Here is a 12,813-nt window from a genome sequence, read left to right on the forward strand (position 1 = left end):
TTTTTTAATGTATTGTTTATTAAAAACAGTATTTAATAAATAAACCGTATATCATAAATACAAGTATTTAACTTTTGAATATGATATACGGTTTGTAATGTGTTGTTTTTATGATCTATTCTCCCAAGAAAGGATATCTATAATTAGAAGGAGAAACAAAAGTTTCTTTAATTGTTCTAGGAGATACCCATCTTAAAAGATTAAGATAAGATCCGGCTTTGTCATTTGTTCCGGATGCTCTTGCTCCACCAAATGGTTGTTGTCCTACAACAGCGCCGGTTGGTTTGTCATTTATATAAAAGTTACCTGCACTATTTTCTAAAGCTTTTGTAGCTTCTGCAGCCGCATATCGATCTGTAGAAAAAATAGCTCCTGTTAATGCATATTCACTCGTCTGATCAACTAATTGCAATGTATCAGACCATTTTTCATCATCGTATACATAAATAGTAATTACAGGACCGAAAAGCTCAGTACACATAGTTGTGTATTTTGGGTCTTTGGTAACAATTACAGTAGGATCAATAAAATATCCTTTTGATTTGTCGTATGTTCCACCAGCAATTATTTCTGCATTGTCATCACTTTTGGCCTGATCTATATATTTTGCCAGTTTGTCAAAAGAACCTTCATGAATTACAGCAGTAATAAAATTGCTCATATCTTCTGGAGAACCTATTTTAAAAGATTTAATATCTTCTAAAACAAATTTTTGAACTTCTGGCCATAAGCTTTTTGGTATATATGCTCTAGACGCAGCACTACACTTTTGTCCTTGAAACTCAAATGCTCCTCTTGAAATACCTGTAGCAACTTGTTTTGGATTTGCACTAGGGTGTGCAACAATAAAATCTTTTCCACCGGTTTCTCCTACGATTCTAGGGTATGTTTTATAATTGTGAATATTAGTACCAATTTTAGCCCAGATATCTTTGAATACATGTGTGCTTCCTGTAAAATGTACACCAGCAAAATCAGGACTTGCTAATACCGTGTCGGTAATCATTACCGGATCACCATATACTACATTTATGACACCATCTGGAACTCCTGCTTCTTTAAAAATATCTACAATAACTTTTGCAGAGTAAATTTGGCTATCGCTAGGTTTCCAAACTACAGTGTTCCCCATTAATGCAGCACTCGCAGGTAAGTTTCCTGATATTGCGGTAAAATTAAAGGGAGTTATGGCATATACAAAACCTTCTAGAGGTCTGTATTCTAGTCTATTCCATGCATCAGCAGTAGAATCAGGCTGGTCTTCATAAATTCTAACCATAAATTCTACATTGAAACGTAAAAAGTCTATAAATTCACAAGCAGCATCAATTTCTGCCTGAAATATATTTTTAGACTGAGCTAGCATTGTTGCTGCATTGATCTTTGCTCGATAAGGTCCTGCAATAAGTTCTGCGGCTTTTAGAAAAATGGCAGCTCTTTGCTCCCAAGGTAAATCTGCCCATTGTTGTCTCGCAGCTAATGCTGTATCTATTGCTTTTTGGATGTGCTGTTTTTCAGCTTTATGGTATGTTCCTAATATATGTTGATGGTCATGAGGAGGTGCCATTGTTGCTGTATCTCCTGTTTTTATTTCTTCTCCGTTGATGTAAAGAGGAATATCTACTGTTGAATTATACATTTTTGCATAAGTTTCCAGAACTTCTTCTCTTTCTGGAGTACCTGGTGCATATGATTTTACGGGTTCATTGATAGCAGTAGGAACCTGAAAGAAACCTTTTCCCATAGTGTAAAGTGTTAATTTAAAATTAATAAGACGTTTTGTGTTGTCTTGAGTTAGTCTAACGTATTGAGTCACAAAGATAGAAAATTATAAAGGGTAAAATCTAATTTAACCTTTTATAAACATTGCAGGGTATATATTTTTTTTTGTAAGTTGTAAAACTTTAAGGCGACCTATAATTTTATGTGTACAGTAACATTAATTCCAACTCAAGAAAATAATTTTATCCTTACTTCAAACAGAGATGAAGCAATAGATAGAAAAACATTAGCTCCTGAATTTTATCAAGTTAACAAGACAAGAATGTTATTTCCTAAAGATGCAGTCGCAGGGGGAACCTGGGTCGGTATTAGTGAAAAAAACACTATGATTTGTTTGCTTAACGGAGGGTTTGAAAATCATAAAAGAGCTTCTTATTATAGACAAAGTAGAGGGGTAGTTGTAAAAGATTTGCTAGGAGCAGATAATTTAGAAAAAGCCCTCTTTTCTTATGATTGTAGAGGGATAGAACCTTTTACTATTATTGCAGTAAACTGGCAAAATAGTTTAGTTTTTTTTGAATTGGTATGGGATGGAAAACAAAAACATATTACCGAGTTAGAAAAAGATACATATATATGGTCTTCTTCTACGCTTTATACTCAAGAAATGAAAGTAATGCGTAGGCAATGGTTTTCTGATTTTAAAGAAAAAAATGTTTTGAGTTCTGATACGCTTTTAGACTTTCATAAAAATGCCGGAATAGGAAATAAAGATGTGGATTTACAAATTGATAGAGGTTCTTTGAAAACAAGAAGTATTACTCAAATTGTAAAAAATGAAGAAGAGTTTTCTATGCGATATGAAAACCTGCAAAATAAATCTGTGAATACTGTTATTTTTGAAGCAATTACTGTGTGAAGTATACTGGTAAAATAATTTCTCTTGCTTTTCCTGATACTTTTGTTCGACATTCTGATGAATCTGTTTTAAAGCTATTACCACTATTAGGTTTGGGTAAAAAAGGATTTGTTAAAGCTGGCCATGCCGCCCTTGTACTTATCGAAAACAAAACAGGTATAGCTGAATATTATGATTTTGGACGTTATATTACTCCTTTTGGATATGGCAGAGTGAGAAGTGCTTTGACCGATGTAGAATTGAGTATTCCTTTTAAAGCCCACATTGATAGTTCTGATCATTTAATAAATGTTGAAGAATTTTTATTATGGCTAGAGGCTAATCCACATAAAACTCATGGTGATGGTCGATTAATTGCATCGGTTTGTGATCATATTTTTTATGACAAAGCCAAAGAATATATTTTGTCTATGCAATCAAAAGGTAGTATGCCTTATAAAGCTTTTGGGAAAAATGGTAGTAACTGCTCTAGAATTGTAACAGATACAATTTTGGCAAGTACAAATCATACTAAAATCAGAACTGCTTTATTGCGTAACAAATTATTTACTCCCAGTACAGTTGGGAATGTAGAAAAGTCAGCAATCAAAAATGCGATTTATGAAGTTAAAGATGGTGTAGTCAAAAAATATACAAGTTCTGCGTTTAAAGAGAACATGACTAATTATTTTGATAAAAATATTCCAGAAGCCAAAAGTAACCCCAAAAAAATAGTTTCTGAAGAGTTGCAAGGAGCTCATTTTTTATCGGGTATTGGTAGTAGTGCGTATTTCAAACTCTGTAGCACTTCAGGAAAAAATATATTCGAGATTAGAAGGTATACAGAATGTGGCGAAGAGGATTTTTGTGGTATTTTTAAATGTCTCGATTCATCATTTGATTGTGATATAGAGTATGAATTTGTGTATGATTCTAATTGTATGTATTGTCATGTACACCAAAAAGGAAAGAAGATACGGTTCGAAATTGTAAAGTAACTTTAGTTAAGAGCAAAAGGAGCACTAAGCTTGAAGCTTGGTATCAGTACTTTAAACTTTCTTGTAGAAGTAAAATTTACCATATTATAGTGGCCTTTCATTGCTCCAAAAGGAGAACTCAAAAGGCAGCCACTGTTATACGAATGTGACTCTCCGGGTTTTAAAACAGGTTTTTTTCCTATTACACCTTCTCCCTCAACAATTTCTTTATTGTTTAAAGCATCTTTGATTTCCCAAAAGCGAGTGGTAAGCTGCACGGAATCTTTACTTTGGTTTTCAATTGTGATGCTATAGCCAAAAGCAAAATGAATCTTATGGTCCTTGTAAAAAGTACCTTCAAAGGTAGTATCTACCGAAATTTTAATTCCTTTAGTGACCTGTTGAACCATATTAAAATATGAAAATTGAACCCAATAATGTAAGTACAGAACCTACACCTGCTAATATAAAAAATAAAACATTCACTAACAGAAATTTAACAATAGTTTTACCTCTTCCTTGGTTATAGAATTTTCGCATTGCCTTATATAGATAAAATAAGAAAGCTAGTATTGTGAAGAATATTATAGTTTTACTATGTAAAATTTGACTTATCAATATCGATATCCCCAAAAGGATAAAAAACATGGTTTGAGTATGAAAAATAAATACTAAGTGTTCCATATAGCTAAAAGGTCTTCTGACATATAAAAACCAAATAGCAAGTGCAAAAAATGGCAAGAAAAAGAATATAATAAAAGGTAATTTGTTAAAAATAAATTCTAGCAATTCTGTACCATAATCATCATTTATATTGCTGGTTTTGATAACTCTATGATATGTATATTTATTAAATTGACTTTTTTCGTGTTCTAGCTCTGTTAATGCACGATAGGCAGATTTTTGACCTGTTTTTTTATGATAGTCTTTATACATTTTCCATAAAGCTCTACTTCCTGTAAAGAAATCCATACTATCAATTTGTTTTTGTGAATAATAAGGAACTTCTGTTATTTTATTAATCATGATATCAGGTATAGAAATAGAATCAATAGAAATATCTTTTGAGGAAGCTAATTCTTTATTTATTTTTAACTCTAGAGAGTCTAATTGTATTTCTTCTTGTATTTCTGATAAAGCTTCTTTGCCTTTGTTTACATCATTTTCAATCTCTGCGCTGAAACCTTCAAAATCTATAAAAAAACTATTGATGATAAAGAATATAATAGATACACTCAGATAAAACCGAAATGGGTTTGCATATTTGATACGTTTTCCATTGATGTATTCTTTAGAAATTTTTCCGGGACTAAATAATAACCCAACTATAGTGTGTCTTAATCTTGAATCATATGAAAAAATACTTGCAAAAAATTCACTAAAAAAATCTTTTAATGATAGTTGTTTCGTAGTATTGAGCTGGCCACAATTATGACAATATCGGTCTACGATATCTAATGGAACACCACAATTTAAGCACTTATTACCTCTATACTTTTTAAGAAATCTCCCCTTTTCTTTCATCAAGTTTGGTTATTTAGTATTGCGGCCTAAAATAAAGGCTGTTTCTTACAATCCCAAACGATACGTTAAAAAAGTTTAATTAGTAATGTTTTTAGAATTGCCGATTCCTCTCCCAATAGCTCTGTCGTACCTTCCTCCAGGAGGTCTATAGTATGGTATTACCGTGTACTCATTCTCAGTTTCGTCAAAGTCACCGCTGATGAAGCCTTGTGCAATAGTTCCATCAGGTTTAAGTAAAACATATTTGTAATTGTAAAACCCTTGTTTGAACAATTTTTGCAGATAATAAATTGCATTTTCTTTATCGTACTTTAATTTTGTAGACTCATCAAGGGTGTAATTGTTAAAATTTCCAAAGATATGTATTTCGCCTCCTTCTAAAGGTTCGTAACATTCTAGAAAAAAATGCATCCATACATAATCTGCTTCTACATTATTGTTTTCAGCATTTAGGTTACGAACTACAAAATTTCCGTTAATGTCAGGATTATAGGTATATCTTCGATTTGCTCTTACAACATCTTTGTATAAATAATTATGATATAAATCTTCTAATTCTATACGCTGGATATTTGCAGTAGATGCTCTTATGTCTTTGCTATCAAAAAATAAAAACTCATTTCCTCCATCAAAACTTGATTCTTGATCATATCTATATATTAAATCATTTGCAATGGTGAATTGTGGCTTTAAGTTGGTAATGGCGCCCTTTATATCATTATTTTTCATGACTAGTGTATTGACCGTCTGTTTTGGATTTCTGAGGATCTTACGTGGAGAACTTATTTCAAAATGTACAGATTGCCTAGTGTTTATAAAATTTAAGTTTCGTGATCTTTTTGTATATACTTTTACCGAGGCAAGTGATTCATGAACAATAAATTTTCTAGCAAATACAACTTCATCATCATCATTGTATATTTCTATCATGTAATTACCACTAACCTTAAGTGCTCTTGTATCTTCATTTGGGATAGACAATGTATAATGACTGTACATCTGTAAGGTATTAAAAGAGTTTTCGTATGTTACAATACGTATTTCATCAAACCCATCTAAGTATTCATTTTTGTATAGCTGAGAAGGAGTCCAGTCAAAGTTATAATATGATATTCTATAATAGTAATCTGCTTCGTCACCATTTATATCATCGAATTCTAATGTAAAAGGCTCGCCTAACTTCAAAATAGGAACGCCAGAGAATTCTTCTTCACTTATGAATTGTATTGTTTTAATGTGATCAGCTGTTGGAGTTTCTTCTACTGCAGTTTGTGCATGGATACTGAGGAAGAAAGTAGAAACATAGAATATATAAATTAAGCTGTTTTTGATGTTTTGTGACATTGTGTTTGGATTATCTTCGGTAAAGATAAGCAAAATGCATGCCTAACAAATAGAAGGTTTTTTACTTTTGAAATTGTTATTTAGAATCATTATTAATAAAACTTTATGAGGTGCCCAACTTTTACTTACGTGTTTTAATTAGTAAATTTGCACGATTTTTTTAGTTAATTAACATAGACTATAAATATGTCAAAAGACATTCGTATTAGAAAGGGCTTAGATATTAAGCTTATTGGCGAAGCAGAGAAAGTTACTGTCGATGCCACCAGGAGTAATGTTTATGTAATTAGGCCTGATGACTTTCACAGTATTATTCCAAAAGTAATTGCTAAACAAGGCACAGAAGTAAAAGCCGGAGCCCCTCTTTTTTATTCAAAAGCAAACGAAAAACTTATTTTTCCATCACCAGTGAGTGGAGAAGTTGTAGAAATCGTAAGAGGAGCCAAAAGAAAGATTTTATCCTTCAAAATTCTTGCAGATAAAGAGCAACAATATGTTGATCATGGAGCAAAGGATGTGAATGCTATGAATCGAGAGGAAATAAAAGAGTATCTTTTATCTTCAGGAAGCTGGGCTTTTATTAAACAACGTCCTTATGATGTTATTGCTGATCCGGAGACTACCCCAAAGGCAATATTTATTTCAGGCTACACAACCGCACCTCTTGAAGCAGATTGTGATTACGTGTTAGCAGGTAAAGAAAAAGAATTACAAGCTGCTATAACTGCATTAAGCAAGTTAACAGAAGGTGATGTGCATGTTTCTGTTGGTAAAAAAGGAGATTCTCCTTTAGCTAATCTGAATAATGCTACTATTCACAAAGTTTCTGGTCCTCACCCTGCGGGTAATGTTGGAGTTCAGATTGCAAAAGTGGATCCTATTAACAAAGGAGAAGTAGTATGGGTAATAAATCCTCAGGACCTTGTAATTATTGGGGAATTATTACTTACCGGTAAATTTAATGCTGAGCGCACGATAGCTCTTGCAGGTTCTTCTTTGAAAAAGCCTAAATACTTTAAAACCAAAATTGGTGCAGAAGTATCAACTATGGTTTATGATTCTGGAGTTAATGATGAAGCAAATATTAGGGTGATTAGTGGTAATGTGTTAACAGGAGACAATGTAAAACCTGATGGACATTTAGGATATTATCACAATACAATCACTGTAATACCTGAAGGAGATGATTATGAGTTTTTTGGATGGAATAAGCCTATTTTTAACAAAATTTCGCCTTCAAGAGCACTTACATTCTCTTGGTTGTTTCCAAACAAAAAATATGCTTTAGATACTAATACTAATGGAGAACATAGAGCATTTGTAGTAACAGGAAGTTACGAAAATGTTTTTCCATTTGATATATATCCATTACAATTATTAAAAGCCTGTGCAGTAAATGATCTAGATGCTATGGAACAATTAGGAATGTATGAAGTAGCTCCAGAAGATTTTGCGCTTACAGAGTTTATTTGTGTTTCTAAACAACCACATCAACAAATCATACGTGAAGGGTTAGACTTAATGTTAAAAGAAATAGGATAAAGCTATGGGATTAAAAGAAAATTTACATAAACTTAAACTTAAGTATAAAGATAAAAAGATGGCACCTGCATTTAATGCAATCCATACTTTTTTGTATTTACCGAACGAAACCACTCATTCTGGTTCTCACGTTCGTGCGGCAGACGACTTAAAAAGAACTATGAATACGGTTATTATGGCTTTAGTACCGTGTTTAATATTTGGGATTTTTAATGCTGGATATCAATATTATTCTGCTATAAATGGATTCCCGGAACAGTTTTCTCTTTTCGAACATTTTATCAATTGGGAGAATTTTGTCTTAGGAGCATCCAAAGTATTGCCATTGGTAGTAGTTTCTTACGGGGTAGGACTTGCTGTAGAATTTTTGTTTGCAGTTAGAAAAGGTCACGAAGTTGAAGAAGGATATTTGGTAACAGGAATGCTAGTGCCTTTAATAGTACCTGTAGACACTCCATTATGGATGTTGGCTATTGCTGTAGTATTTGGAGTTGTTATTGGTAAAGAGGTTTTTGGAGGTACAGGAATGAATGTCCTTAACCCTGCCTTGACGATTAGAGCATTTTTATTCTTTTCATACCCAGGATGGATGTCCGGAGACAAAGTATGGGTTCATTCGGCTGTAGAAAAGTCTGGAGTAGATGCATTATCCGGAGAAACAGTTCTTGGGTATTTAGCAAATGCAAAATCTTTTGACTATTCTGTAGCAGATATGTTTTATGGATTTATACCAGGTTCTATAGGAGAAACATCAGCATTTCTGATTTTATTAGGAGGATTATTTCTCATTTTTACAAAAATTGGAAGTTGGAGAATCATGCTAAGTGCAGTTCTTGGAACTTTAGCTATGGGATTAATCTTTAACGGTGTTGTAAATGCCGGTTGGATTACAGAATCAAGTAAATTTTATGCTCTGATGAATTTAGAATTCTGGAAGCATTTAATTGTTGGAGGAATCGCATTTGGGATTGTTTTTATGGCAACAGATCCGGTTACAGCATCACAAACCAATAAAGGAAAATGGATTTATGGATTCTTGATTGGTTTTATTTCTATTCTAATTAGAGTTTTCAACCCTGCATATCCAGAAGGAGTATTTTTGGCAATCTTATTGATGAATGTTTTTGCTCCTACTATCGATCACTATGTAGTACAAGGAAATATCAAGAAAAGAATGAAACGTTTAAAACTAAAAACTGCTTAAACAATTGCGATGAACACAGAAAAAAATTCATACACTATAATATTTGCAATAGCAATGGTTGTGGTAGTTGGTTCTTTACTCGCCTTTACTGCATCTTCATTAAAAGATAGAATCTCTGCAAATAAACGAACCGAAAAACAGCAAAATATACTTTTTGCAATGGGAGTTACTGATTCTAATGATCCTAATGAATTTGTTCCGGCAGAACAGGCTCAGGAATTATTTGATAAGTATGTAGGAGAAGAGCAGTATATCGTAACAGGGAGTACTGCAGAAAAAACAAATTCTGCCTTTGATATAGAAGTTAAAAAAGAAAATGATAAAGTAAAACAAGACGCAGATTATCAAAGAAAAATGCCTTTATTCATAGGAGAAAAAGATGGTAAAAAATATTACATCGTACCTATGAGAGGAAATGGTCTTTGGGATGCAATTTGGGGATATGTTTCTTTAGATAATGATTTTAAAAGTATTCAAGGGGCATTTTTTGATCACAAAGGAGAAACTCCGGGATTAGGAGCTAATATCAAGGAATCTTTTTTTAGAGACGATTTTATCGGTGAAAATATTTATGATGGGTCAGGTTCTTATCAAGGAGTTACTGTAAAAAAAGGTAATGGAGATCCTAAAAATGAAAGAAAAGATGATAATGCAGTAGATGCACTTGCCGGTGCAACTATTACAGGAGATGGAGTAACAGCAATGGTAAAGAAAGGCATTAAAATGTATTTACCATATTTTGAAACATTAAAATAATTAAGAAATGGCTGAAGTAACAGAAGAAGTAGCTAAGGTAAAAGAACCTAAAGAGCCTTTGTTTTCAAAAAAGAATAGAAAATTATTAATAGACCCACTTGCTGATAATAATCCAATCACTATACAAGTATTAGGAATATGTTCGGCACTTGCGATTACTGCTCAATTAAAGCCTTCAATAGTAATGGCGATTTCAGTAATTTTTGTAATGGGAGCCGGTAATGTTGTGATCTCTTTAATGAGAAACATCATTCCTTCTAAAATTAGAATTATTGTTCAGCTTGTTGTGGTTGCAGCTTTAGTTATTGTTGTGGATCAGGTACTAAAAGCTTTTGCATATACATTGAGTAAAGAACTTTCTGTATTTATCGGTTTGATTATAACAAACTGTATTATTATGGGACGATTTGAAGCCTTTGCATTAGGTAATGGTCCTTGGACTTCATTTCTTGATGGAATTGGGAATGCAGCAGGATACGGACTATTGTTGGTCGTAGTTGCTTTCTTTAGAGAATTATTAGGTTCAGGAACGTTATTTGGTATCAAAGTACTTGGAGATCCTATAGAAAAAACAGGTCTTTATGCATTGGGTTATGAAAATAATGGTTTCATGGTATTGGCACCAATGGCACTTATAACAGTCGGAATCATAATATGGATTCAGAGAAGTAGAAATAAATCATTAATCGAAGATCACTAGAGAGGTATTGCTTTATCAATTCAGTTGTTTAATTGTGTGATAAAGTGTTAACTGAAAATTGTTAAAAAATGGAGTATTTAGAGTTATTTTTAAAGTCAATATTTATTGATAACATGGTATTCGCATTCTTCTTAGGAATGTGTTCATACCTCGCAGTATCTAAGAAAGTTTCTACTGCAGTAGGACTTGGAGCAGCAGTAATATTTGTATTAGCGATTACTGTACCGCTTAATTTTTTATTAGACAAATATATATTACAAGAAGGGGCATTGGTTTGGCTAGGACCAGAGTATGCGGATTATGATCTTAGTTTTCTTACGTTCATACTATTCATAGCGACAATTGCGACAATGGTACAGTTAGTTGAAATCATTGTTGAAAAATTTTCTCCTTCATTATACAATTCATTAGGTATCTTTTTACCACTTATTGCTGTAAACTGTGCAATCTTAGGAGGTTCTCTATTCATGCAGCAGAAAGAATTTGGTAACATTTCTCAAGCAGCGGTGTATGGAGTAGGATCAGGGATCGGTTGGTTTTTGGCAATTTTAGCAATCGCCGCTATTCGCGAAAAAATTAGATATTCAAATGTTCCTGCGCCACTTAGAGGTTTAGGGATCACATTTATACTTACAGGTCTAATGGCTATTGGTTTTATGAGCTTTGGAGGAATGCTAACAGGAGGTGACGAGGAAGATTCAAAAAAACAACCTGCACAATCTGTTCAAGTTGAAGAAGATAAAACAAAAGAAGAAATAGCCAAAAATACTAACGTTATAACACTTAAATAATATGATATTCTTAGCAGCATCTACTGGTGGAACGATAGCAATAACCATAATTTCATTTTTGGTATTAATTCTTGTCTTAGTTGGAATATTACTATTTGCAAAAGATAAATTAATGCCATCTGGTCCGGTAAAAATTACCATCAATGGCGAGAAAGAAATAGAAGTACCATCAGGAGGAACATTATTATCGACTCTTGGAGGGCAAAAGATTTTTTTACCTTCAGCTTGTGGAGGAGGAGGAACCTGTATTCAATGTGAATGTCACGTGTTAGAAGGTGGTGGAGAAGCACTTCCTACAGAAACACCACATTTCTCTCGTAAAGAATTGCAACACGGAGCTCGTTTAGCTTGTCAGGTAAAGGTTAAGCAAGACATGAACATAGAAATTCCTGAAGAAGTATTTGGAATTAAAAAATGGGAAGCAGAAGTAGTACGTAACTACAATGTTGCTTCTTTTATTAAAGAATTTGTCGTTCGTATCCCAGAGGATATGGATTATAAAGCCGGAGGATATATTCAGATCGAAATTCCACAGTGTGAAGTGAAATATTCTGATATGGATATTACAGCACACCCAGAGGAACACGCATCACCAGATATGTTTAAAGCAGAATGGGATAAGTTTGGGTTATGGCCTTTAGTAATGAAAAATAATGAGACTGTAGAACGTGCTTATTCTATGGCTTCTTATCCTGCAGAAGGTAGAGATATTATGCTTAACGTACGTATTGCTACTCCACCATGGGATAGAGCAAAAAATGGATGGATGGACGTAAATCCAGGTGTGGCGTCGTCTTACATTTTCTCAAGAAAACCAGGGGATAAGGTTACGATTTCTGGTCCTTACGGAGAATTCTTTATTAATGAGTCTGAAGCAGAAATGCTTTATGTAGGTGGTGGTGCAGGAATGGCGCCTATGCGTTCTCATTTGTATCATTTATTCAAAACACTAGAAACAGGTCGTAGGGTTACATACTGGTATGGAGGACGATCCAAAAGAGAACTGTTTTATCTGGATCACTTCTATGATTTAGAGAAAAAATTCTCGAATTTCAAATTTTATCTTGCTTTATCAGAACCTTTAGAAGAAGATAACTGGAAAGTAAAGAAAGATATCGATGATACAGAAGGAGACGGATTTGTTGGCTTTATTCACAACTGTGTAATTGATAACTATTTGAATCATCATGAAGCACCGGAAGATATAGAACTATATTTCTGTGGTCCACCATTAATGAACAAAGCTGTTCAGAAAATGGGAGAGGATTTTGGTATTCCTGATGAAAATATCAGATTTGATGATTTTGGAGGATAGAAAGTAAATCCTATTCTTTTAAATATAAAAAAGGAGACTT

General features: G+C 33.2%; 12 protein-coding genes. 8 read left to right on the forward strand and 4 right to left on the reverse strand.

From position 1 onward, the window contains the following. Positions 1–115: 115 nt before the first annotated feature. Positions 116–1,744, reverse strand: a complete 1,629-nt coding sequence (gene pruA / locus FHK87_RS21650) for an L-glutamate gamma-semialdehyde dehydrogenase (RefSeq protein WP_140596627.1) — start codon at positions 1,742–1,744, stop codon at positions 116–118. Between the two features lie 180 nt (positions 1,745–1,924). Here pruA and FHK87_RS21655 point away from each other — a divergent pair, with 180 nt between their 5' ends. Then, complete coding sequence (locus FHK87_RS21655) at positions 1,925–2,641, forward strand: NRDE family protein (protein WP_140596629.1); 717 nt, start codon at positions 1,925–1,927, stop codon at positions 2,639–2,641. Further along, a complete protein-coding gene (locus FHK87_RS21660; protein WP_140596631.1) occupies positions 2,638–3,618 on the forward strand; it encodes a DUF6695 family protein in 981 nt (326 codons plus the stop codon). The genes FHK87_RS21655 and FHK87_RS21660 overlap by 4 nt, the downstream gene beginning before the upstream one ends. Positions 3,619–3,620: 2 nt before the next feature. Here FHK87_RS21660 and apaG read toward each other — a convergent pair whose 3' ends face one another. From apaG to FHK87_RS21675, 3 genes are all read right to left on the reverse strand, one after another. Further along, entirely contained in the window at positions 3,621–4,007 is a 387-nt protein-coding gene (gene apaG, locus FHK87_RS21665; protein ID WP_140596633.1) for a Co2+/Mg2+ efflux protein ApaG, read from the reverse strand. Position 4,008: 1 nt separating this feature from the next. Beyond that, positions 4,009–5,121, reverse strand: a complete 1,113-nt coding sequence (locus FHK87_RS21670) for a DUF3667 domain-containing protein (protein WP_140596635.1) — start codon at positions 5,119–5,121, stop codon at positions 4,009–4,011. Positions 5,122–5,196: 75 nt separating this feature from the next. Next, positions 5,197–6,465: a type IX secretion system plug protein gene (locus FHK87_RS21675; RefSeq protein ID WP_140596637.1), complete on the reverse strand. Its 1,269-nt coding sequence runs from the start codon at positions 6,463–6,465 to the stop codon at positions 5,197–5,199. A 186-nt stretch (positions 6,466–6,651) separates the two neighbouring features. Here FHK87_RS21675 and FHK87_RS21680 point away from each other — a divergent pair, with 186 nt between their 5' ends. The 6 genes from FHK87_RS21680 (at position 6,652) to nqrF (ending at position 12,773) form a co-directional block, all read left to right on the forward strand. Further along, positions 6,652–8,007 carry a Na(+)-translocating NADH-quinone reductase subunit A gene (locus tag FHK87_RS21680; RefSeq protein ID WP_140596639.1) on the forward strand — a complete coding sequence of 452 codons (1,356 nt, stop codon included), beginning with the start codon at positions 6,652–6,654 and terminating at the stop codon, positions 8,005–8,007. 4 nt (positions 8,008–8,011) lie between these two features. After that, positions 8,012–9,211 (forward strand): NADH:ubiquinone reductase (Na(+)-transporting) subunit B, encoded by a 1,200-nt coding sequence (locus FHK87_RS21685; protein WP_140596641.1) that lies wholly within the window; start codon positions 8,012–8,014, stop codon positions 9,209–9,211. A 9-nt stretch (positions 9,212–9,220) separates the two neighbouring features. Beyond that, positions 9,221–9,967: a Na(+)-translocating NADH-quinone reductase subunit C gene (locus tag FHK87_RS21690; RefSeq protein WP_317133558.1), complete on the forward strand. Its 747-nt coding sequence runs from the start codon at positions 9,221–9,223 to the stop codon at positions 9,965–9,967. 7 nt (positions 9,968–9,974) lie between these two features. Next, positions 9,975–10,667, forward strand: coding sequence for an NADH:ubiquinone reductase (Na(+)-transporting) subunit D (locus FHK87_RS21695; RefSeq protein ID WP_140596646.1), 693 nt, complete (start codon positions 9,975–9,977; stop codon positions 10,665–10,667). Between the two features lie 68 nt (positions 10,668–10,735). Next, positions 10,736–11,458, forward strand: a complete 723-nt coding sequence (gene nqrE / locus FHK87_RS21700) for an NADH:ubiquinone reductase (Na(+)-transporting) subunit E (RefSeq protein WP_140596648.1) — start codon at positions 10,736–10,738, stop codon at positions 11,456–11,458. Between the two features lie 4 nt (positions 11,459–11,462). After that, positions 11,463–12,773, forward strand: a complete 1,311-nt coding sequence (gene nqrF, locus FHK87_RS21705) for an NADH:ubiquinone reductase (Na(+)-transporting) subunit F (protein WP_140596718.1) — start codon at positions 11,463–11,465, stop codon at positions 12,771–12,773. The last annotated feature ends 40 nt before the right edge of the window (positions 12,774–12,813 follow it).

This window comes from Aquimarina algicola (assembly GCF_006443095.1).
Lineage (GTDB): Bacteria > Bacteroidota > Bacteroidia > Flavobacteriales > Flavobacteriaceae > Aquimarina > Aquimarina algicola.